The sequence below is a fragment of the Vibrio mytili genome, from assembly GCF_049563345.1.
Classification (GTDB): domain Bacteria; phylum Pseudomonadota; class Gammaproteobacteria; order Enterobacterales; family Vibrionaceae; genus Vibrio; species Vibrio mytili.
On record NZ_CP110481.1, the window covers coordinates 622498 to 644379 of the forward strand.

Annotated in this window: 19 protein-coding genes and 1 other RNA gene; 9 read left to right on the forward strand and 11 right to left on the reverse strand. The window is 44.9% G+C overall.

The genetic code is table 11. The features are described from left to right. The first annotated feature begins 10 nt into the window (after nucleotides 1–10). Complete coding sequence (locus ONE56_RS02855) at nucleotides 11–1279, forward strand: O-acetylhomoserine aminocarboxypropyltransferase/cysteine synthase family protein (RefSeq protein ID WP_423840207.1); 1269 nt, start codon at nucleotides 11–13, stop codon at nucleotides 1277–1279. Between the two features lie 76 nt (nucleotides 1280–1355). Here ONE56_RS02855 and ONE56_RS02860 read toward each other — a convergent pair whose 3' ends face one another. From ONE56_RS02860 to ONE56_RS02875, 4 genes are all read right to left on the reverse strand, one after another. Continuing rightward, nucleotides 1356–2735: a Na+/H+ antiporter NhaC family protein gene (locus tag ONE56_RS02860; protein WP_423840208.1), complete on the reverse strand. Its 1380-nt coding sequence runs from the start codon at nucleotides 2733–2735 to the stop codon at nucleotides 1356–1358. Nucleotides 2736–2900: 165 nt separating this feature from the next. Further along, the gene (locus ONE56_RS02865) at nucleotides 2901–3488 is read right to left on the reverse strand and encodes a DedA family protein (protein ID WP_041155089.1); all 588 of its coding nucleotides are present in this window, start codon (nucleotides 3486–3488) and stop codon (nucleotides 2901–2903) included. A gap of 186 nt (nucleotides 3489–3674) precedes the next feature. Next, entirely contained in the window at nucleotides 3675–5213 is a 1539-nt protein-coding gene (locus tag ONE56_RS02870; protein WP_041155035.1) for a bifunctional GNAT family N-acetyltransferase/carbon-nitrogen hydrolase family protein, read from the reverse strand. Between the two features lie 154 nt (nucleotides 5214–5367). Next, nucleotides 5368–6267: a LysR substrate-binding domain-containing protein gene (locus tag ONE56_RS02875; protein ID WP_052481511.1), complete on the reverse strand. Its 900-nt coding sequence runs from the start codon at nucleotides 6265–6267 to the stop codon at nucleotides 5368–5370. A 166-nt stretch (nucleotides 6268–6433) separates the two neighbouring features. Between ONE56_RS02875 and ONE56_RS02880 the strand changes: the two genes are divergently transcribed. The 5 genes from ONE56_RS02880 (at nucleotide 6434) to ONE56_RS02900 (ending at nucleotide 11524) form a co-directional block, all read left to right on the forward strand. After that, a complete protein-coding gene (locus tag ONE56_RS02880) occupies nucleotides 6434–7444 on the forward strand; it encodes a hydroxyacid dehydrogenase (RefSeq protein ID WP_041155034.1) in 1011 nt (336 codons plus the stop codon). Between the two features lie 5 nt (nucleotides 7445–7449). Beyond that, complete coding sequence (locus tag ONE56_RS02885) at nucleotides 7450–8124, forward strand: RraA family protein (RefSeq protein ID WP_041155033.1); 675 nt, start codon at nucleotides 7450–7452, stop codon at nucleotides 8122–8124. A 390-nt stretch (nucleotides 8125–8514) separates the two neighbouring features. Beyond that, complete coding sequence (locus ONE56_RS02890) at nucleotides 8515–9468, forward strand: tripartite tricarboxylate transporter substrate binding protein (protein ID WP_041157227.1); 954 nt, start codon at nucleotides 8515–8517, stop codon at nucleotides 9466–9468. Between the two features lie 88 nt (nucleotides 9469–9556). After that, nucleotides 9557–10024 carry a tripartite tricarboxylate transporter TctB family protein gene (locus ONE56_RS02895; protein ID WP_041157226.1) on the forward strand — a complete coding sequence of 156 codons (468 nt, stop codon included), beginning with the start codon at nucleotides 9557–9559 and terminating at the stop codon, nucleotides 10022–10024. A gap of 12 nt (nucleotides 10025–10036) precedes the next feature. Continuing rightward, the gene (locus tag ONE56_RS02900; RefSeq protein ID WP_331437852.1) at nucleotides 10037–11524 is read left to right on the forward strand and encodes a tripartite tricarboxylate transporter permease; all 1488 of its coding nucleotides are present in this window, start codon (nucleotides 10037–10039) and stop codon (nucleotides 11522–11524) included. A 431-nt stretch (nucleotides 11525–11955) separates the two neighbouring features. Here the strand turns inward: ONE56_RS02900 and ONE56_RS02905 are convergent, their stop codons facing one another. Further along, nucleotides 11956–14313: a glucose/quinate/shikimate family membrane-bound PQQ-dependent dehydrogenase gene (locus tag ONE56_RS02905; RefSeq protein WP_423840209.1), complete on the reverse strand. Its 2358-nt coding sequence runs from the start codon at nucleotides 14311–14313 to the stop codon at nucleotides 11956–11958. A gap of 378 nt (nucleotides 14314–14691) precedes the next feature. On the opposite strand from ONE56_RS02905, the gene ONE56_RS02910 reads away from it, so the two are divergent. Then, the gene (locus ONE56_RS02910; RefSeq protein ID WP_041157223.1) at nucleotides 14692–15816 is read left to right on the forward strand and encodes a M14 family metallopeptidase; all 1125 of its coding nucleotides are present in this window, start codon (nucleotides 14692–14694) and stop codon (nucleotides 15814–15816) included. Nucleotides 15817–16064: 248 nt separating this feature from the next. On the opposite strand, the gene ONE56_RS02915 is transcribed toward ONE56_RS02910, so the two are convergent. From ONE56_RS02915 to smpB, 4 genes are all read right to left on the reverse strand, one after another. After that, nucleotides 16065–16583: a cytochrome b/b6 domain-containing protein gene (locus ONE56_RS02915; RefSeq protein WP_041157222.1), complete on the reverse strand. Its 519-nt coding sequence runs from the start codon at nucleotides 16581–16583 to the stop codon at nucleotides 16065–16067. Continuing rightward, nucleotides 16573–16857, reverse strand: coding sequence for a PepSY domain-containing protein (locus tag ONE56_RS02920; RefSeq protein ID WP_423840210.1), 285 nt, complete (start codon nucleotides 16855–16857; stop codon nucleotides 16573–16575). Before ONE56_RS02920 ends, ONE56_RS02915 begins: the two co-directional genes overlap by 11 nt. A 729-nt stretch (nucleotides 16858–17586) precedes the next feature. Then, nucleotides 17587–17954, reverse strand: a transfer-messenger RNA (tmRNA) gene (gene ssrA, locus ONE56_RS02925). Between the two features lie 67 nt (nucleotides 17955–18021). Further along, the gene (gene smpB / locus ONE56_RS02930; protein ID WP_041155334.1) at nucleotides 18022–18507 is read right to left on the reverse strand and encodes an SsrA-binding protein SmpB; all 486 of its coding nucleotides are present in this window, start codon (nucleotides 18505–18507) and stop codon (nucleotides 18022–18024) included. A 118-nt stretch (nucleotides 18508–18625) separates the two neighbouring features. Between smpB and ONE56_RS02935 the strand changes: the two genes are divergently transcribed. Continuing rightward, on the forward strand, nucleotides 18626–19060 hold the full coding sequence (locus ONE56_RS02935) for an SRPBCC family protein (RefSeq protein WP_041155335.1): 435 nt from the start codon (nucleotides 18626–18628) through the stop codon (nucleotides 19058–19060). Beyond that, nucleotides 19057–19410, forward strand: a complete 354-nt coding sequence (locus tag ONE56_RS02940) for an RnfH family protein (RefSeq protein WP_041155336.1) — start codon at nucleotides 19057–19059, stop codon at nucleotides 19408–19410. The genes ONE56_RS02935 and ONE56_RS02940 overlap by 4 nt, the downstream gene beginning before the upstream one ends. 61 nt (nucleotides 19411–19471) lie before the next feature. Here the strand turns inward: ONE56_RS02940 and bamE are convergent, their stop codons facing one another. Next, on the reverse strand, nucleotides 19472–19831 hold the full coding sequence (gene bamE / locus ONE56_RS02945; protein WP_041155337.1) for an outer membrane protein assembly factor BamE: 360 nt from the start codon (nucleotides 19829–19831) through the stop codon (nucleotides 19472–19474). A gap of 251 nt (nucleotides 19832–20082) precedes the next feature. Then, nucleotides 20083–21747, reverse strand: a complete 1665-nt coding sequence (gene recN, locus ONE56_RS02950) for a DNA repair protein RecN (RefSeq protein WP_423840211.1) — start codon at nucleotides 21745–21747, stop codon at nucleotides 20083–20085. Between the last annotated feature and the right edge of the window lie 135 nt (nucleotides 21748–21882).

Below are 21882 nucleotides of genomic sequence, written 5' to 3' on the forward strand. Positions count from 1 at the left end.
AAGGATGAAAATGAAAGACGAAACGCTATCGATCCACTTTGGCTATGAAACGGATCCTACTACCAAATCAGTGGCGACACCGATTTACCAAACTGTTGCTTATGAGTTTGATAACGCTCAACACGGTGCTGATCTGTTTAACCTAGAAGTGCCGGGGAATATTTACACGCGTATCATGAACCCGACAAATGACGTATTGGAAAAGCGTATGGCGGCTCTAGAAGGCGGCATTGCAGGTTTGGTGGTGAGTGCGGGGAGTGCTGCAATCAACTATGCGATTTTGACGTTGGCACAGGCCGGCGACAATATTGTTTCTACGCCACAGCTATACGGCGGTACCTACACCTTGTTTGCCCATATGTTGCCAAATCAAGGCATTCAAGTGAAGTTCGCTAAGGATGATAAACCAGAAAGCCTCGCTGAGCTGATCGATGAAAACACAAAAGCGGTGTATTGTGAGAGTATCGGTAACCCAGCAGGTAATATCGTTGATTTAGAACGCATCGCTGAACTTGCTCACGCACAAGGTGTACCCGTTATCGTGGACAACACGGTGGCAACGCCTGTTTTATGTAAACCGATTGAATTTGGCGCGGATATTGTCGTGCACTCGTTGACGAAATACGTTGGCGGGCATGGTACCACCTTGGGTGGCATCATCGTCGATTCAGGTAAGTTCCCTTGGGCTTTGCACAGTAAGCGCTTTCCGGTTTTGAACCAACCTGAGCCTTCATATCACGGCGTTGTGTATACCGAAGCTTTCGGTGATGCTGCGTTTATTGGTCGAGCGCGAACCGTTCCATTACGCAATACTGGCGCCGCGTTATCGCCAATGAATGCCTTTATGCTTATGCAAGGTTTAGAAACCTTATCATTGCGTATGGAGCGTCATACAGAAAATGCATTGAAAGTAGCGGAATATCTCAACCAGCATGACAAAGTCAGTTGGGTAAGTTATGCCGGGTTACCGGAATCGGAGCATCATGAATTGGCCAACAAATACATGAAGGGCAAACCTTCGGCGATTCTATCGTTTGGTCTGAAAGGTGGCTATGAGGCAGGCGTCAGCTTCTATGATACTTTGAAGATCTTCAAGCGTCTGGTGAATATTGGTGATGCTAAATCATTGGCTTGTCATCCAGCATCGACGACTCATCGCCAATTAAGTGAAGCCGAACAAAAACAAGCAGGGGTGTCTCCTGAAATGATTCGTTTATCGGTAGGTATTGAACATATCGATGATATTATTGCGGATCTCGAGCAAGCACTTAACGCTTAACTCATCACGTAGACTCTGTGTTTAGAACCAGTAAGGCCAGCCTTAAAAGCTGGCCTTACTTGTAAGGAAAGGATAGTTAACTTTCTGTTTGTCGGTTTTGTTGATACGCGGTCTGGCGCGCAGGGTGTTTTATGAATACCGCCACAATGGCCGCCGCCGCGAGCGCAAAACAGTAGTAAGAATTACTGACCACATCAAGTGGCGACAAATTGAATACTGAACCGAGTAACAGCACTTGTGCACCGTAAGGCAATAGGCCTTGAATGACGCAAGAGAAGATATCCAATAGACTGGCTGAGCGACGCGGTGAGATGTCGTTTTCTTCAGCCAATTGGCGCGCTACACTGCCCGACACAATAATCGCAACCGTGTTATTTGCGGTACAGCCATTAACGAGAGAAACCAACCCAGCAATGCCGAGCTCACTTGCGCGACTATTGGCATAGGTAGCGTGCTTGGAGCTAAAACTATGGATCATACGGCTGACCACATTAGTCAAGAAAGCTAGACCACCTTGGCGTCGCATTAACTCACTTAAACCACCGATTAACATCGACAGGAGAAAGATTTCCTGCATGTTACCAAAACCCGTGTAAACGTCTTGCGCCAAGTTCGTCAGACCGTAGTTATCGATTGAAGCAAGGCCGACGCCGCCGGCGAATAAGATACCTATCGTCAGTACCGCAAATACGTTTATACCCGTGACGGCTAAGAATAGGATAGTCAGGTACGGAAGCACTTTAAGCCATTCAATATTGTCCGTTTCTGGTACTTGAGTCGTCGTGCTGTAGTAAGCAAAAATAGTCATTGCGATCAGTGCTGCAGGCAGTGCAATACGAATGTTTTCTTTGAACTTATCTTTCATTTCGCAGCCTTGAGAGCGTGTGGCTGCGATTGTGGTATCAGAGATAATTGATAGATTATCTCCAAACATAGCACCGCTCAGTACGACACCTGCGGTAAGAGGAAGACTCATTCCTGCGGATTCTGCAATGCCTAATGCCACTGGCGCGACGGCTGCAATGGTGCCCATTGACGTGCCCATCGCGGTTGCTATAAATGCCGATATTAAGAAAATACCCGGCAAGATCATGCTGGTTGGGATTGCAGATAAACCAAGGTTCACTGTCGCATCGACGCCCCCTGACGCTTTTGCAACCGCTGCAAATGCCCCAGCCAACAGATATATCAAGCACATAGCAATGATATCTGGATGTCCAACGCCACTTATAAAATGCTCTATTGAACGGTTTAACTTATCTTTGCTCAATAAAAAGGCGAGGATGATCGCTGGCAAAACGGCGATTGGAGCAGGCAATTGATAGAAGGCAAACTCAACACCTTGCAGAGACAAATATGTCCCTACGCCAATAAATAAAGCAAGAAAGACAATCAGAGGAATCAGTGCCACACCAGAAGGTGTCACTGCGTGAGTGTGATGCTGGGAACCGGACATGAAAAATACGACGTTAGAAATAGGAAAGGGGGCAAGACTAATCTCACATTTAAGAGTTGTCAACGTCTAGACGTCTAAATGGCTGTTTGTTTTTAACCAAAAACAATGTAACAACGTGCTAGAGATTTATCTTTTTGATACTGCTGACTTTTATATTGCACGTAATTATTTAGCCGATTTGGTTTTTTTTCGCTTGATAATCCCAAGTAACATCCATACAAATAAAGCGGCAGCGAGTACCCAGATGAAGTACTTATACTGAGTATACAGATGGCTAAGTGAGTTAATGTGTTCAAAAGTAAAGTGTGCAAGTAAGCTAAATGCCATAACCCAAACTGTCGCGGCGAGTGCATTGCCAAGTAAGAATTCTTTTCTTGGCATTTTGGCTATCCCACAGGCCAACGGCATAAATTGTTTCATTCCTTCGATAAAACGACTGACCACCAAACAGGCGGGACCGTATTTTTGGATGGTGGTTTGAAGCTTCTGCATTTTGGGGCCAGAAATATAGCCTTTCTTATCGAGCCAGCCCTCAAAGTAATAGCCGATTAAGTAACCACAGGTATTGCCGAGAAAGCAGCTCAGCCAAGACACGGCCATGACCATGCTGAGGTTCATCACTTGTTCGGATGAGAGAATGGATGCTGCGATCATTAATGATTGGCCAGGCATCGGAATGCCAACACCTTCGAGAAAAATGCTGACAACAAGTGCAAGGTAGCCATACTGCTCAAGTAGAGGTTTCATGGATATGAGCAGCTCGTTTATTTGTTCCAAAAGTTTCCCCGCAATCACAGCGCTACGAACTTAACATCTAATTCTACTCAAGGTACTCCTTTATAGTGAGCAAGACAGTCACACCCTGAGCGCTGGAGTTAATGTTACATAACAGAGAAACTATTGCCAGCCGAACTATATAGTAGGAGCTGGCTTAGTTTGTTACTGTTCTTTTGCTTTAGTAAATCCACCGTATAAGTCGAGTCGACGATGACGTAAGTTGGTTACCGATCCTTCGGTGTTCAGTTGCTTGAGTTTGGTTAAGTCGACATCGGCAAAAATAATCATCTCCGTATTCGCGCTTGCTTCTGTCAACGTCGCATCATGCGGGAAATAAATATCTGAAGGAGAGAACACTGCGGATTGCGCATACTGAATATCGACGTTGTCCACCCTAGGTAAGTTGCCAACGCTGCCGCCAATTGCCACATAACATTCGTTCTCGATAGCGCGAGACTGAGAGCAAATTCTTACCCGTTGATAACCGTTTTTCGTGTCGGTCCAGAATGGTACAAATACGATTTGCGCGTCTTGTTCTGCCATCATTCTGCCCAGCTCCGGAAACTCACTGTCGTAGCAAATCAAGATACCAACTCGGCCTGCATCTGTTTCGAATACTTGTACGCCGTCACCACCATCGATCACCCAGTCTTTTTGTTCATGCGGGGTGATGTGGATTTTGTACTGGGCGTTAATTTGTCCATCGCGCTGCAGCAGATAAGCCACGTTATAAAGTTTACCGTCTTCTTCTATAACAGGCATACTGCCAGCAATGATATTAATGTTGTAAGTGACCGCCATTTGCGAGAAGCGGTTTTTTATTTCTTCGCTAAAGCTGGCAAGAAAACGTATTGCTTCTACGGAGTTTTGATCATTTTGCAGCCCCATCAGAGGTGCATTGAAAAACTCTGGGAAGAGGGCGAAATCGGCTTTGTAATTTGCCAGAGATGAGATGAAGAACTCCGCTTGGTCCAGTAAGTCTTCCAAATCGTTCATAGCACGCATTTGCCACTGTACGACGCCAATACGCACCAGTGTTTTTTCGACATCATGAATGGATTGAATGTCTTCTTCATAGAAGAAGTTATCCCATTCGAGCAGCGTTGCGTAGCCCATGGACGCATCGTCCTCTGGCAAATAACCGCGCATGATACGTTTAACATCGAAGTCATTGGCCAGTTGGAATGATAATATAGGGTCGTGAAGTTCGCGGCGTTTAACCTTATCGATATATTCAGCAACACTCAATTCGTCTGCGTATTTGTGATAATTAGGTATACGACCACCGGCTAATATTGCCTTGAAGTTTTTACTGCGACATAACTCTTTGCGTGCATCATAAAGACGACGACCTAAGCGTAACCCCCGATAATCTGGGTGAACAAACACATCCAAGCCGTACATGGCATCACCCGTAACTTTATTTTGAATCACGTTATTTTCAGTGATGATGTCGGTGTAAAGGTGGGGGAGTGATATACGGTTATAATCGACTTTCATTGTCAGTGCGGCACCGACAATCTTGCCATTATCTTCAATACATATTTGTCCGTCAGGAAACTGATGGATGAGATCCATAATTGTGATGCGTGGCCATGAGCCGCCCACGTCAGGAAAAACCAAGTCCATTAATTCCGCGAGCTCTGGGTAATCCGTCGGCTCAATGGTACGTAAAGAGAGTTTGGGCGAGTTGGTATCCATATCCTACTTCCATTTATCCTTTTCAAACATTATGAATGAGGATGCCACATATACCCAAATAACCTCAAGGTATTGATGACGATAACAATGATTCGGAATGTTACGGTGACATCATTTCAAACACTTTAGAATCCACCCTTATAAAACGGTATATTCAGACCGCACTGATCTCGCTCAGACGTTGATAAGTTGAGTGAATTTTTTGCGCCAAAATACCGTGTAGTTTCTCAATCACTGCTTTACGAGGGCTTGATTGTCGCTCGACAATTCCGAGCTGACGTCGGATCTGTGGACTGCCAAAGGGGATTTTAAAACAGTCAGACAGGGTGGGGTTGATCGACATTTGAGGGACAACCGAAACGCCAAGCCCGTGTTGAACGCAGGTAATAATGGACTGGATATTGTCCACTTCTGCGACGTCCTGCGTGATGACTTCCATTCTCGAAAGTTCAGTATTGATCAAATTGGCTAAAGGTACATTGTTACTAAAGCGAATAAAGGGTTGCTGACTCAAGATCTCCTTTAAAGTCAAACCGCTCATGTCCTCTGCTGAAATTAGCCACAGGGGCTCACTGATAAACGGGCTCCATTTCAGGTTGGACGGAATGTTAACGTGTTCAGCAATGATCGCTGCGTCAAGTTGACCTGAGGACACCTCTGACACCAGATAGCTAGAATCTCCAACTTTCAGGTTGGTTTTCAGACTCGGGTAATCCTTTTTCATTTCGACCATAGCCGCCGGGAGTAGGTTGAGTGCACTGGAACGCACTGCACCAATAACGAATGTACCAGAGGCCAAATCACCTTTTAGTGACAACTTTGTGTCTTCTTCCAGCCGTAGGATCTGGTTGGCCATCTCTACGGTTTGCTGCCCTTGTGGGGTCAGCTTTGGTGGCCGACTGCTGCGATCAAACAATGAAATATTCAGTTCTTGCTCTAGAGCGGACATCTGTTGACCGACTGCCGCTGGAGTTAGGCAGACGTCAGCAGCGGCTTTGGCAAAAGTGCCGTGCTTCCAGATGGATACCAAGGTTTTTAGCTGTCTTGTGTCCAATATGTAAACCTTTCTTTTACTAAATGTTAAATTTTATTAGCTACCATAATAGTTTTTTGTTTTGTAGTCTACTTTTCGAGGTGCTGAAGGCTGGTAAATGACCTTTACGTCACTAACTTAAGCCTTCACTTTCTGCTGATACCACTACGAAAAAGACAATAACAATATGCAAAAAACCATCATTATCACTGGACCCGGTTTAGCAAGTTCAGCGACCGAGCTCCTGCAACAACAAGGCTTTACTTTGGTGCACACTGCACCTTATAGCCAGGAAGATGAGCTACTGGCGCTGGTTGAACAGCATCAGCCAGTGGGCATTATTTCGCGAATGGGCAAGATCACTGCTCGAGTCATTGATGCAGCATTGCCTTATCTGAAAGTGATCGCTAAGCATGGTGTCGGGGTGGATAACATCGATATAAAGGCGGCAGCTGAGCGTAACATTCCTGTAGTAGTGGCTTCCGGCGCCAACGCGGTATCGGTGGCTGAACATACCATTGCACTAATGCTGACTGTCACCAAACAGGTAGTTCCCCTAGATGATGGGCTACGTTGTGGCCGATGGGAAAAACCTGGATTTTCCGGCTATGAAGTGGCGAATAAAAATCTTGGTTTGCTGGGTATGGGTTCAATTGCTCAAGAAACGGCGCGCATTGCCAAGGGACTGAACATGAATTTGTTTGGTTATGATCCGTATGCCGACGATGCGTTGTTTGAGCAATTTTCGGTTCAGCGCTGTGCGACGGTGAATGAATTACTCTCACACAGCCAGATTCTGAGCCTGCACTCACCACTGACAGACGAAACTCATCAAATCATCAATCAGGAATCCATCGCTAAGATGCCAGTTGGCAGTTTTATCATCAATACCGCCCGTGGTGGTTTGATTGATGAGCAAGCATTGGTTGCGGCAATCGAGAGCAAACACCTAGCCGGTGCCGGACTGGATACTTTCGCGGTCGAGCCACCAGCTGACGATCATCCGTTTTTCCAGCAAAAGAACATTATCGTGACCCCTCATATCGCGGGTGTTACCAATGAAGGAAGTACCCGAGTAAGTGAAAGTGCTGCTCAGGGCATTCAGACCATTGTCGCAGGAGAGAAACTGCCGGCTTATCGCGTTATTAACCGAAAGTTAATGGCATCACCACAAGAATTTGTAAACAGCGGAGAATAGAGCAAATGAGTCTAGGTTTTAAAATTAACACCAGAGAGCGCACCGCGTCACAGGAGTTGCTTGATGCATACAAGGATCTGCCAGTGGCCAACGTATCGGATTCAATGAATCGCTTGTTTGCAGCGGGCCCGACCATGCGTCCGATGCACACTTCTGGTCAAATGCTGGGTTCAGCAGTGACGGTTAAAACTCGTCCAGGTGATAATCTGATGCTGCATAAAGCTATCGATATGGCGGTGCCTGGTGACGTTATTGTGGTCGATGGTGGCGGTGACATCGCAAATGCATTAATGGGTGAGTTGATGCTGGCGCACGCGATTAATAAAGGGGTTGTCGGATTTGTCCTTAATGGTGCTATTCGTGATCTGGACGCGTTCCGCGAGACGAACCTGCCGACATTTGCGGTTGGTGTGACGCATCGTGGGCCGTTTAAAGATGGCCCTGGTGAGATCAACGTACCAATCAGTATTGATGGCATGGTGATTCATCCTGGAGACATCATGATTGGTGACTCAGATGGTGTACTGGCTGTTCCTCTCGATGATGCGAAGTGGATTTTGGACAGCACTCTGGAAAAGCAGGAGAAAGAGGTCAAACAAATGGCGGCCATCAGTAAAGGACTGAATGATCGTACCTGGGTCGACAGAACACTCCTCAGTAAAGGGTGTGAAGGTCTGTAAACTTAAAGTATCGAAAACTATTTTAATAAAAAACTCTGAAAGACAGATAATACACAATTAATAAAAACTCTGAAAGATAAAGAATACTCAAGTAATTAAATAATTAGTATACAGTGCAAAGGATTTGTATGACGTCAATCTCACTAGCGAGATCGAGACATGTCTCATTAGGACGTAAATTTAAACTTATAGATTGTTACAATAAATCTATCTCATGCATATCTATATAAGTTGGTCATTGACTCATTTATTGCCAAATAATTTGTATGTTATTTTTCATACGGTTATCTTTGGCTTTTGATAGAAGTAATGATAACTATTTGGGCTGTCTATGGTTATAGTTATTTGATTATTAATAATTACTATAAATATAATTAAATGGAGAAACGCATGTTTAACTCAATATTTAAATCCGTAACTACTGGCATATTTTGTCTTACCTCTACACTAGCAATGGCTAACTACCCTGATAAACCCATCACTTTAGTTGTGGGCTTTTCTGCTGGTGGCGGCACCGATGTGATGGCACGCAATGTGGCCCCTTTTCTAGAAAAATATCTTGGTGATGATGCAACCATTGTAGTGAAAAATATGCCAGGAGCCAGTGGGCAAATCGGTATCACCGAAGTTGCACACTCAGACCCTGACGGCTACACCATTGGTACGTATAACCTGCCAGGTATGATGGCGCGCACGCTAGATCGTGATGCCAATTATAGTGCCGACAGCTTCACGTTCCTTGCCAATATCGTCAACGATCCCAACGTGATTGTGACCTCAAAAAAAGGCAACATCGACAGCTTGCAAAAGCTTATTGAGACAGTGAAGGGGGCTTCCCGTCCGATGCCTATCGGTATGTCCAGCTTGGGTGGGGATGATCACCTTGGTTTGATCAAGTTTGAAAGTTTGACTGACACTAATTTCAATATCATTCCGTTTAAAGGGTCGTCAGCGGCACGTACTGCAGTACTGGGTGGTCATGTGAAAGCGGCGGTATTGAATATTTCTGAAGTTACTGAATTTAAAGATGAACTGAATATTATTGGTCTGTCTCAAAGTGAGCGCTCAGAGTTTGATCCTTCAATTGCGACCTTTAAAGAACAAGGTGTCAACTTCATCAATGGTGCTATGCGTGGTTTTGTAGCTCCAGCTGGTTTGCCTGAAGATGTGAAAACCAAATTGTTGGATGCTTTTGCCAAACTAGCTAAGGATCCAGAGTTTCTAGCTAAAATGAAATCAACGGCTAACCCCGTGTCAGTTTCTTTAGGTGACGACTTTAAAGAACTCAATGCCGAAACGTTAAAACTTGCTCAAGACGTTTGGGAAAAAACACCTTGGAAATAAATTTTAGGACGGATATTTAGTGCTAAAAATACACACCATGTGAGTCGAGAGACTCACATTATACAGCTGTAGTAACACGGGGGTGTTCATGAGTACGATCACGCAAACGCTATTAAAACCAATGTTAAAACCTATATCACTTGTTTATGTGATGATTATTATTGCCGCGTGTGGTTTGTTGAAGCCAGCTTTGGAGTTGAGCTCAGAAGCTGGCATGTTGCCTCGAGCAATGCTGATGTTATTAATTGTTTTTTCGGGATTATCATTAATAGTTCAAATTAAAAAATCATGGCAAGAAAATAGTAAGGACGACACGGTTTTAAAATCACCAAAACGCGTATTTAGTGCCTTATTAGCGGTTTTACTTTTGGTCGTTTCGATCCAATGGGTTGGCTTTTATCCCACCATAATTGTTTTTGTTCCGGCGCTGTCATATTTCTTTGGTTGCCGAAGTAGAAAGGTCCTAGCCGCGTCGACGGTGATCTTTGTTGCGTTAATCTACTTGGTATTCAGCGTTGCAATGTCGAAGCAATTTCCTGCTGGTTGGCTGTTTTAAGGATTACTGACTATGTATCACGAATTACTGTCTGCGTTACCCAACGTATTGTCAATGAGCAACTTTCTGGCCATTATTATCGGTGTTTTGGCTGGTATTGCAGTTGGCGCCATGCCTGGCCTTAGTGCAACTATGGCGATCTCGGTCTTGGTCCCGTTTACCTTCGGTCTTGATCCTTTGGTGGCACTTGGCCTGATGGCTGGTATTTATAACGGCGCGATGTATGGAGGGGCTATTCCAGCGGTATTGCTGAGAATCCCTGGTACACCAGCCGCAGTAGCAACCAGTTTTGACGGCTATCCGATGGCGCAGAAAGGAAAGGGGGGCTTTGCCCTTCAGGTTGCGGTAATCTCATCGGCTATCGGGGGGATTGCGAGTGCTCTGGCCCTAATGCTGCTTGCTCCACCGCTGGCAAAAGTAACCTTGTTGTTTGGTCCGTCAGAGGTGTTCTGGGTTGCGGTATTTGGCCTGTGCAGCATTATATTCTTATTGGGAGAAGACCCACTCAAAGGCTTGATTGCTGCTTGTTTTGGTGTCGTTGTTTCTATGGTTGGGGTGGACCCGATTTCCGGTGAAGATCGTTTTACCTTTGGTTACCTAGAGTTGGTCGACGGGATCAATATCGTAATCCTGTTGGTGGGTCTATACGCACTGCCCCCAGTGATTGATTTGCTGGAAACTCCGCTGAAAAGCAAAGCTATGAATAGCTCGTTACAAACCGAGTCAATTCTGCGCTCAGCACCAAAAATGGTCAGATTCTGGCTCACTTGGTTGCGATCTTCGTTTATCGGTATCTGTATTGGCATTTTGCCGGGGGCTGGTGGCTCAATGGCGGCATTCATGTCTTACAATGAAGCGCGCCGGGTGAGTAAAACCCCAGAAACTTGGGGGCATGGTGAGCCTGAAGGCGTAGCAGCCTCTGAAACCGCCAATAATGCGGATACGGCGTCTGCGCTGATCCCGGCTTTAACCTTAGGCATTCCGGGAACGGCTGTGGCGGCTGTTATGCTAGGTGGCCTGTTGGTGCACGGACTACAGCCAGGCCCTATGTTGTTCCGTGATAACCCAGACATCGTGTTCGGCTTTATGTGGCAATTCTTATTTGGTGCAATTCTGCTGATATTCCTTGGCGGAACTCTGGCGACCAATAGTTTCGCAAAATTACTGAAACTACCGCGTCCGGTGCTTGGTTCTATCATTATGGTGCTGATGTTCATCGGGGTTTATTCTATCAACGAGCGTATGTTTGATGTCTATTTGATGCTAGGGTTCGGACTGATTGGTTATGCGATGGATAAGTTTAAGTTCCCACTGCCGCCGGTCGTTCTAGGCCTGATTTTGGGGGGCTTCGCCGAAGAGAACCTGCGTCTGGCATTGTTGATTGGTGGCGGTGACTGGAGCATCCTGTTTGACAATACCACTAGCCTGGTTCTGGTTGCTCTGACCGTTGCGGTTGTGGTGGGGCCAAGCGTGAAGAAAGCGATCCTTTCTAAAAGCTAAGAAGTGAGTGATTAAAAAAGAGAGGCGGACATACTTTAGCAAATGGTCAGCCTCTCTTTTTTCTGTCGTCAACCTGCCTCTGCACTCACGTCGTCAGCAACAGTGTTGGTTTTAACCAACCCTAGAACAATATAATCTGCTTGTTAATGACTCTCCGCCAGTGGGAATAGTGATGTTATTCGATGAGTTATAGTTTGCCTTTAAGTATTCTCAAAAAACACTTTTGGTTTGCGAGTCACTAAGAGGAATACGAAATGCCTGAGCTTTAATAGACGCAATGAGGGTTAATTAAAGAGCAGAATTGAAAAATTTGGTGGGTAAGCCCTTATGGGGTAAGGCTTTGCTTATGTTGAGGTCAATAAAAAGGCCACCCGAAGGTGGCCTCAGACTGCTTTTTAAATTTTTAACCTAGTGTATGAGAACATACATATCTACTTGGCTAATTGATAGGCAAGGACATAGTCACCGGTTTTGGTGCCTATCGAGCCGTGACCACCAGCGACGATGACCACCATCTGCTGACCTTGGCTGTTAAGATAAGTCATTGGTGTTGCTTGCCCACCTGCGGGCAGACGTGATTTCCATAGCTCTTGACCACTGGTTAAGTCATAACCACGAATATAGTTATCCATCGCCGCACCCATAAATGCGACTCCACCGCCGGTGATGATAGGACCACCAATGCCAGGAACACCCATTTTGATCGGCAGCGGCAGTGGTGTCATATCTTCAATAGTGCCGTTTTTATGCTGCCAAGCTACATTACCAGTGCTGAGATCTGCACCAGCAACAAAGCCCCACGGTGGCTGCTGACATGGCACGCCAAGCGGTGACATAAACGGGCTGAGTTCAACAGCGTATGGCGCGCCTTTGTTCTCGTTGACGCCGTGCTCGCCAGTATTCACTTCGTTTGAGGAATACTTGTCACTATCTTTGTCGACAATGGTGGAAACAAACGCAAAGCGCAGCGGCATACCAAACATCACTTGGCGTTTAGGATCGACGGCCACGCTACCCCAGTTAAACACACCAAAGTTACCTGGATAAACGATTGACCCTTGTTTGGATGGCGGCGTATAGCGGCCTTCATAACGCAGTTGTTTGAACTTAATACGACAGATCATCTGATCGATCAGAGAAGCCCCCCACATATCGCTTTCGGTTAATGTCGGCGGGTTAAAGCTCAGCGCTGAACTAGGCTGCGTTTTAGAGGCGAAATCGCCAGCGATGGTGCCTTGTGGTGCTGGTTGTTCGCTAATTGGTAAAATAGGTTCACCAGTGGCTCGGTTTAGCACATACACATCCCCTTGCTTAGTGGCTTGAACCAAGGCCGGGATAGTGTTGCCATCGATAGTTAAATCGACCAATACTGGCTGCGCTGGTGTGTCCATATCCCAAAGGTCATGATGCACGAACTGCTGAACCCATTTTGCCTGTCCGGTTTTTGCATCTAATGCCACCACAGAGCTTGAGTACTTTTCCTCGGCAGGGTTTCGATACATACCAAGCTGATCTGGCGTGCGGTTGCCCATCGGGAAGTAGATCAGTCCGAGTTTGTCATCGGCGCTAGCGACCGACCAACTGTTAGGAGAGCTAACGGTATAGGTTTCCCCTTCTTTAAGCGGAGATGTATCGCTTGGATTTGCCGAATCCCAGTTCCACATCAGCTTACCGCTTTGTGCATCAAAAGCACGAATCACCCCAGATGGCGAGTTGATGTCATAGTTGTCATTTACAGAGCCTGCGACGACTACAAGTCCTTGGGTGACAATCGGCGGAGAGGTTGAGTAATAATAGCCCGCTTGCTTAAATGGCATATGTTGCATTAAATCCAGCACGCCATCTTTGGCAAAATTGCTACAACGAGCCCCCGTTTTCGGATCAATGGCGATCAAACGTGCATCGGATGTGGGTAAGAATAATCGCGCATCACATTGCACTGGCGCTAAATCTTGAGTATGCAAGTTCGCTTTGGCGTTGGCAGGAATGGTTAAATCTATGCTGCTTGAGTCGCTTGCTGGTAGGTAAGAGACACCGCGGCAGGTTTGATGTTGACGCTGACTTTCGGCGGGCACTTTGGCGTCATAGACCCAGCGTTTAGCGCCCGTATCGGCATCCAGTGCTACCAACCAGTTATGCGGCGTACACAAATACAAGGTACTACCCAGTTTTAGCGGCGTTGCTTGATAGGTGGTTTCCGTGACATCCTTAGGGCCTTTTTTATCGCCAGTTTCAACTCGCCACGCTTCGCTTAAGTGTGTGACATTTTGGGGGGTGATTTGGCTAAGAGGAGAATAGCGCTGACCATAGTTACTGCGTCCATAACTGGTCCAAGCGTCGTCAGCAATACCTCCCATGCTTGGAGTGGCGTTGACGGTTTTGGTCGGCAGTTGGCCGTTGATGTCATGCGTGGTGTTGGCAAGCGAGCCCAAGGTAATCAAGCTACTTGCTACCCAGATGACAAATAAACATCCCGCCGAGTAAGGATTTGATTGACGATAGCCAACTAATAAAGGAATTGCAGCGAGCAAAGGAATGCCCATTCGAGAGGAAAGTGGCCACCAGTCGAAACCAGCGTCCATTAATGCCCAAATAACGGTACCAAGTAAAAACATCGCATAGATGTAATTGGCGAAGATACGTCGTTCAGTGAACAGAAAAAAACAAGTGAGAAGTAGAGCGGCTCCCGCTAAGATGAAGTAAAAGCTACCTCCAAGCGAGACTAACCAAGTTCCTCCTGCCGCAAGTGCTAACCCTATCAACATGAGTAAGACGGCGAATAGCCTCATGAATGCTCCTTAATTCATACGGTCGATTAAATTCATATGTATTCATAGACAAACGAGATCTAGCGTGGATTAATATGTGATTTATGTCAAATTATTGAGCGCAAAATGAATATTAAATGTAAATAAAAATTTAAAAACTATGATTGCAAAAATGAGGTTAAACAAAAAACATTTGCGAATGGGTCAGTATTAACGGACCTAAATAAACGCAAAAAAGAATGACTTTTAACGTTTTTAATGGCTAAACTGCATTAGCTTACTATCAGCGGTTTTTTGATGGTTTGAGTGGCGTTAAAGTCAGCTTTCAACTTAGTGTGCTTACTGTTAAGTTTTAGCTATTCTCAACCTCCCATCTGTTATGAAAACAAGTGAATTCTTATGAAAATATTCAGCAATTTTGAAAGTGGCAACATTCAAATTGAAAAAGCGACATCCCCTGAAGATATACAGCTGTCAATTCCAGCCGATAATCAGTCAGATTTTGCCCAATGGTTTCATTTTCGCCTTGAAAGTGAACCGCAAGTCCAGCATCAATTTAAATTGCTGAACTTGGCGAAATCTGCCTATCCCGAGGGATGGAAAGACTATGACGTTGTGGCCTCCTATGACCGCGAAGAGTGGTTTCGTATTCCTGCTGAATTTGATGGAGACACATTACGCTTCAACGTAATTCCTGAATTTGGCTCGATGTATTTTGCCTACTTTGCGCCATATTCGTACGAACGTCATCAAGATCTACTGCATCAGGCACAAATGAGTCATTTCGTGAAACTCGAAACATTGGGTCATACTTTAGACGGAAATGACATGAGTCTCCTGACCATTGGTGAGTCTGAGGAAGGCAAAAAGAAGATTTGGATCATCGGGCGTCAACATCCTGGCGAAACCATGGCTGAGTGGTTTATCGAAGGATTGTTGCAACGTCTACTTGATAACACTGATACGCTTGGTCGCGCATTGTTGGATAAGGCGGTGTTTTATGTCGTGCCAAATATGAACCCAGATGGCAGTATTCGTGGCCACCTGCGCACCAATGCGATGGGTGTCAACCTTAACCGAGAATGGCAAACGCCAAGCATGGAAAAAAGCCCAGAAGTTTACCTAGTACGCGAGCGTATGTTGGCGACTGGCATGGACATGTTTCTTGATATCCACGGTGATGAAGCGATCCCGTACAACTTTGTTGCTGGTAGTGAAGGCGTGCCGGGTTACGATGCGCAGATGCAAGATTTGGAAAATGCGTTTAAACAAGCACTGTTGACGATATCACCTGAGTTTCAAGATGAAATTGGCTACGACAAAGACAAACCGGGCGAGGCTAACTTGACCGTAGGCTCTAATTGGGTCAATCACCAATTCCAGTGTTTGTCGTACACCGTCGAAATGCCATTCAAAGATCATATTGCGCATCCCGATGAGTTCTATGGTTGGTCGCCAGAGCGCAGCGTTGCGTTCGGCCAAGATGTGCTGGGTGCTGTTTGGGCAATTGTCGATAAGTTGTAGTTTGCCTTGTTCTCTTTAATCAAACTTAAAAGCCAGAGCCTGCTCTGGCTTTTTTTATGCGTAGGGAAGGTTAAAGTTGAAGGGGTTGTGCGGATAGTACTCGCCAACTAATCGTTTCTATGTGCATTGTTTTAGTTGGTTGAAAGAGATAAAACGGAAATGCCTAAAAACAACTCAGAGTAAATACTCGTTCATATTCTATTAAGGCGAGTTTACCTTAGTAGTACTTATTAGAACTCAAAGACAAATCACCTTTTGAAGCGTTTCGGGAGCATGTTACGGAGGTAGGACTGATTCGTTATTTTGCTCATAACGACAACAGCGAAGATATGAATGCAAATACAAACGAAGGTTATATTCACTGCGCTATTATGAACTATTTCGACCCAATCTTCCCCCCAATATCTATCTGTTTCCATCATAAACCCGGAAATACCAGCGACAATGAGACCACCCCACATACACCAAATCATGATGGCTCCTGCTGGATTATGTCCTGGATGGACATCCGTATTTGTCTCTATTACCTCTTTAAGGTGCTTAATTGCTTTGGGTATGGAAGGCAGAAATGATGTCAGTCGCGCAGGTGGTGGGGATATACACCCCCAAACCAATCTTATAACAACGGTGCCCACTAAGGTATATCCAATGTATTGATGAATGTTACTACCTGCCTTGGTCACGAAGAAATTCAGCAGAAACAGTGTCGCTACTGCCCAGTGGGTCACTTTTACTACGGGATCCCAATGCGTTAATTTAGTCTTCATCTTCATTCTCTTCAACTACTGACATATCTACTGGATTGTAATAGATTTCGGCTCTCTTACCGTTGCTGTCATATCCATAGAGTTCATAACATCCTGTGCTCGTTTTTTTAAATTTTTTCACCTTATATCCTTGTGACTTGACTATTTCTTTTGCAGCGTCTAAAGGCATCCATACGTCTTGTGATTCCTTTGTGCAAATGGGCTCAGCAAATACGCTGAAAGACATGAGACCAGTCATTGCAAACGTTGTGATGAAAAGTGACTTAAGATTCATATAGTTCGTCCTATCAAAATCGGTAATATATCGACAGGTTCAATGTTAGTCCTGATCACTTAAGATAAACTTAAGAAAACGAGCAAGATTCAACTCTGTATGGACAGCCGTTATCCTATCGATAAATTAAGCTATTTGAGGAGAGTCATGAAGATAGAACTGTGTCACTCCAAAAGTTGATCGGCACAAAATTGCGCGTGAAGCTAAGCGAGTTTTTTTATATAAGGAGCAATCCGTCAGCTACTAATTTATCAACGTCGGTAGCGCGAAAATGTCCAGTTTTGAGTGATTACGATTATTTTGTTTCAAGCTATTACTGTCAATGACACTCTTGATTGAGAATATGCTTGCTTCGTCAAACCATAATCTCTCTGCGTTCTCGATAATCTGTACGATCATACTATCGCTGAGTGAGTGTTATCACTGAGCATGGCCCGATCTGCTTCCACCAATACGACATCTACGACATCATGGTCATTTCTTCAGTTAGTAGAGAGGTGTACGGTGCTTTTTACTTTTTATTTGTCAGTTGAACGACACGTCTTGCCATCTCTTTATACTCGATTTAGTACCCAAAATATCTTGGATATGAGTATAAGGTAAATCATTGGGTACTAAAAACGTGAGCAGATATGAGGTGCGATGACACAGGAAAGCGAGTTAACTCGTTGAACTTTATAGTTTTTGGATACAAAAAAGGCCACCCGAAGGTGGCCTTTTCCAATCGATTGGTGGAGCTGGCGGGAGTTGAACCCGCGTCCGAAAACCTTTCATCATTGGTACTACATGCTTAGTCGATCTTTAATTTCGCCACCCACCTGCGAACCGACACGCTAATGAATGACTAGCCTGAATTATAATTCGCCGTTCATCTCTCAGGCGGGAGAATCCGGGCTAGCGCGTTTGGGTTTGATCCCTCGTTATTCCCCGTCTTACGTGCGGAAGCTAGGGCGAGAGAGCTCTCAGCAGGGTATTAAGCTGCTAGTGCGTAGTTTTCGTCGTTTGCGACTATTTTTTTGCGGTTTGTTAACGAGGCCTACCGCACCTCGGCATGCACCTCAGACTTCTGAATTCCCGTCGAATCCTAAATCAGCCCCAAGGTATGATTTGCATAGTAACAGAAAAGCATTAGCTGTCCAGTACTATGCGTTTAAGTGGTCAAGATTAACGCAATGAGCTCTTCATTACGCGTGCTTTTTCTCTTGCCCAGTCTTTTTCTTTAAGATCGGTACGTTTATCGTGCAGCTTTTTACCTTTCGCTACGCCGATTTTCATCTTAACCCAAGAGCGAGACCAGTATAAAGATAGTGCTGTTAGAGTCATGCCTTCTCGGTTTACGCGACCGAGCAGGTTATCGAGTTCACGACGACTCATTAGTAGTTTACGCACACGAGTAGGATTCGCCACAACGTGTGTCGATGCCTGATTTAAAGGAGTGATTGTCATGCCACTCACAAAGGCTTCACCGTCACGCATAAATACGTAACTTTCTGAAATATTGGCTTTACCTTGGCGAAGGGCTTTCACTTCCCAACCTTGGAGCTCCAAGCCAGCTTCGATTTCATCATCAATGAAATACTCGTGGCGAGCTTTTTTATTGAGCGCAATAGTATTACTACCCGCTTTTTGTTTTGATTTTTTCTTTGCCATAATGGCGTCATTATACGGCTTGGATATCGGTTAGGAAATCCTTTTATTTGCGCAATCGTCGAATAAAAGTAAAATTGACACGAGCTTTTAATCTGTACACGTATTGATAGGAGTATCTATGAAGCAAATCAGCCGTTCAGCGTTGGTGTCTTTTAGTGCAGAACAGATGTTTGATCTGGTCAATGATGTTGCTAAGTACCCCGAGTTTTTGCCAGGTTGTTCTGGTTCTCGAGTTATTGATTCTTCAAATAGCGGCATGGTGGCGTCGGTTGATGTTGCAAAGGCTGGTATTAGCAAGACCTTTACAACGTGCAACGAGCTTGTTCCTGGACAGGCGATAATGATGAACTTGGTGGATGGTCCTTTTAAAACCTTGCGTGGAGGGTGGATTTTTACTGCGCTGGATGAACAGGCGTGTAAGGTAGAGCTCAAGCTAGAGTTTGAATTTTCAAGCAAAATGATTGAAATGGCGTTTGGTAAAATTTTCAATGAATTGACCAACAATATGGTAAACGCCTTTACCAAACGGGCTAAACAGGTATATGTGCTATGAGTATTGAGTCCGACATGATCCATGTAGAGGTTGTTTATGCCCTTCCTCATGAGCAGCGCGTTTTTAACTTAGTCGTTAATAACCACGCGACGGTAGAAGAGATCATTCGTCAATCTGGGGTACTGGAGCTGTATCCAGAAATCGACCTGTCTAAGAATAAGGTTGGTGTGTTTAGTCGTAATGTAAAATTAGAAGCGACGGTGCGAGACAGAGACAGAATTGAAATATATCGCCCCTTACTTGCTGATCCAAAAGAGATTCGTCGCAAGCGCGCTGAACAGGCGAAAGCGGCAGGCAATGCAGATCCTGTGACGGGCGGTAAGCCGAACGCTTCGCGTAAAAATGAGTAGCTCGAACCATTCATAGGGTATAAAAAACCTCCTAATTAGGAGGTTTTTTTGAATCTGTTTGTTACTGAATCTGTTCGTAAAACGTATCGCTTTTCGGGAAGTCACCGCTAATATCTGCCAGCGTTCCTTGGTCATCGAAGTTGACGATAAGATCTTTCTGGACAGGGTCACCGTGACCTGGCGTGTGATGGTAAATGTAATACCATGTGTTTGGGTAGCCGTTTTCGATGAGCATTGGCGACCCCAGTACGAAGCGAACCTGTGCTTTAGTCATCCCAAACTTTAATTTATCCACTGCACTTTGTTCTACATAGTTGCCTTGGTTGATATCAATGCGATAAACCAGTTTTTCTAACACCGAGCATCCTGTCAGCAATGTCATTGCTAATGGTACGGCAACTAACCACTTCTTTAATTGCATAATAATTTCTTAGTAACCTTTAAAATACTGCGCTGATAATAAACAAGCTCGACGCAGATGTAAAAAACTATGCGTCGTACGGTAGGGAATCTGACAACGAATTTTGATTTGAGTTGCATTTATTGACAGATATTCGGCATCTATCTCTGTATCAAGACAGTGTACATTGCTCAAATGATGTCGCAAAGGCATTTAAAGATGACAGAATCAGTGACACTGAAAAAGCATGAATGATTCTGCCATCGTCAATGTTAAGCTGCGACTAGCAGTTCTTTTGCGTTGGCGAGTGTTGAGTCGGTAATTTGACTGCCGCCGAGTAGGCGAGCCAATTCTGCCACACGTTGCTGTTCATCCAGAGTGTACATTTGTGTTTCGGTGTGACCTTTTTTGGTCTGTTTGGCGACAAACATTTGGTTGTGACCACAACCCGCTACCTGAGGAAGGTGAGTGACACACATAACCTGTGTGGATTCGCCCAGTTTTCGTAACATTTTGCCGACCACTGCGGCTGTTGGACCACTGATGCCGACATCAACTTCATCGAAAATTAGACTCGGAGTATCGACCTTTTGCGCAGTAATGACTTGGATCGCGAGAGAAATACGTGATAGCTCTCCCCCTGAGGCAACTTTGGCAATCGGTTGTAATGGTTGCCCGGGGTTGGTCGAGACTAAGAAACAAACGCTGTCCATCCCAAGCGGTGACGGGTGTATGTTGTCGTTGTTTACTTCGATACTGAACACGGCTTTTTCCATGCTTAACTCATGCATACTTTGCGTAATCAGCTTGTTCAGCTCTTTTGCGTAGCGGCTACGTGACTTATGCAGCTTCTCTGCGCTCGACAAGAAACCTTGGTAGTGCTGTTCTACTTCTTGACTCAATGCTTCCAATTTTTCATCAGAACAATCTAAAGCTTCAATCTGAGACAAAAGATCTTGATGATGCAGATAGAGATCCTCTGGCATGACGTGATGCTTGCGCGCTATCGACATGACTTTGGAAAAGCGTTCTTCCACATAAGCCATCCGCGCAGGGTCGACCTCAATACCATCTAAGTAATTTCGTAACTCGTTTTTCGTTTCTTCCAATTGAATCATTGCTTCTGACAGCATGTTAGGTAAGTCAGAGAGCTTTTCATCCATTTCGGCGAGCTGTATTAGGGAGTGATTGGCTGATTGCAAAATACCAAGCGCATTGACTTCATCATTTTCGTAAATAAGTTCGATGGCTTGTTGGCAGGTAGTGGCAAGCTCTCCACTGTTAGACAGTCGTTTGTGCTCTTGCTCGAGCTCTGTAAATTCTTCTTCACCTAGCGATAACTCATTCAGTTCTTTGATTTGATATTCAAGCAATTGCTTTTGTGCCTGATTTTGTTGGCTATTCTCTTTAAGTTGCTTGAGATTATTGTCTGCTTGACGCCATTTCTGATAGGCGCCACGTGTATTTTTCAATAGGTTGTGATGACCAGCATATTGGTCCAGCATCGCCATTTGCTGGTCACTTTTCATTAACTGATGATGTGCATGTTGGCCATGGATGTTGATTAAAAGTTGTCCAAGAGATTTGAGTTGTGAAAGAGGGACTGGACTACCGTTTATAAAAGCTCGTGAACGGCCTTCTTTTGTGATGATGCGGCGCAAGATGCATTCACTACCATCGAGGAGATCATTATCTTCTAACCAGCGTGTGGCATGTACGTTGTTATCCAGTAAGAAAGCGGCGCTCACTTCGGTTTTCGCTTCTCCTTGTCTTACCATACCTGCATCAGACCTGCCGCCTAAGCAAAGCCCTAACGCATCGATAGCAATGGATTTACCCGCGCCTGTTTCACCGGTAATGGTGGTCATTCCTTTGGAAAGCTCGAGTTGTAAAGATTTCACAATCGCAAAATTATTAACACTTAAATGAGCCAGCATTTTTTCTTTACCTGTATAACCAAACATACTGTATATGAGAACAGTATATACTGTTTCTTTATACAGTAAAGGTGGGTGGGGAGATTTTTGATATACGAACGGTTTTTTGTGATCAGATATGAAAAAAGAGCCTCT

Coding starts and splice junctions, on each gene's coding strand:
- ONE56_RS02855 (WP_423840207.1), top strand. CDS start 11: ATGAAAGACGAAACGCTATCGATCCACTTTGGCTATGAAACGGATCCT.
- ONE56_RS02860 (WP_423840208.1), bottom strand. CDS start 2,735: ATGTCCGGTTCCCAGCATCACACTCACGCAGTGACACCTTCTGGTGTG.
- ONE56_RS02870 (WP_041155035.1), bottom strand. CDS start 5,213: ATGGATACCAACTCGCCCAAACTCTCTTTACGTACCATTGAGCCGACG.
- ONE56_RS02880 (WP_041155034.1), top strand. CDS start 6,434: ATGCAAAAAACCATCATTATCACTGGACCCGGTTTAGCAAGTTCAGCG.
- ONE56_RS02885 (WP_041155033.1), top strand. CDS start 7,450: ATGAGTCTAGGTTTTAAAATTAACACCAGAGAGCGCACCGCGTCACAG.
- ONE56_RS02890 (WP_041157227.1), top strand. CDS start 8,515: ATGTTTAACTCAATATTTAAATCCGTAACTACTGGCATATTTTGTCTT.
- ONE56_RS02895 (WP_041157226.1), top strand. CDS start 9,557: ATGAGTACGATCACGCAAACGCTATTAAAACCAATGTTAAAACCTATA.
- ONE56_RS02900 (WP_331437852.1), top strand. CDS start 10,037: ATGTATCACGAATTACTGTCTGCGTTACCCAACGTATTGTCAATGAGC.
- ONE56_RS02905 (WP_423840209.1), bottom strand. CDS start 14,313: ATGAGGCTATTCGCCGTCTTACTCATGTTGATAGGGTTAGCACTTGCG.
- ONE56_RS02910 (WP_041157223.1), top strand. CDS start 14,692: ATGAAAATATTCAGCAATTTTGAAAGTGGCAACATTCAAATTGAAAAA.
- ONE56_RS02915 (WP_041157222.1), bottom strand. CDS start 16,583: ATGAAGACTAAATTAACGCATTGGGATCCCGTAGTAAAAGTGACCCAC.
- ONE56_RS02920 (WP_423840210.1), bottom strand. CDS start 16,857: ATGAATCTTAAGTCACTTTTCATCACAACGTTTGCAATGACTGGTCTC.
- smpB (WP_041155334.1), bottom strand. CDS start 18,507: ATGGCAAAGAAAAAATCAAAACAAAAAGCGGGTAGTAATACTATTGCG.
- ONE56_RS02935 (WP_041155335.1), top strand. CDS start 18,626: ATGAAGCAAATCAGCCGTTCAGCGTTGGTGTCTTTTAGTGCAGAACAG.
- ONE56_RS02940 (WP_041155336.1), top strand. CDS start 19,057: ATGAGTATTGAGTCCGACATGATCCATGTAGAGGTTGTTTATGCCCTT.
- bamE (WP_041155337.1), bottom strand. CDS start 19,831: ATGCAATTAAAGAAGTGGTTAGTTGCCGTACCATTAGCAATGACATTG.
- recN (WP_423840211.1), bottom strand. CDS start 21,747: ATGCTGGCTCATTTAAGTGTTAATAATTTTGCGATTGTGAAATCTTTA.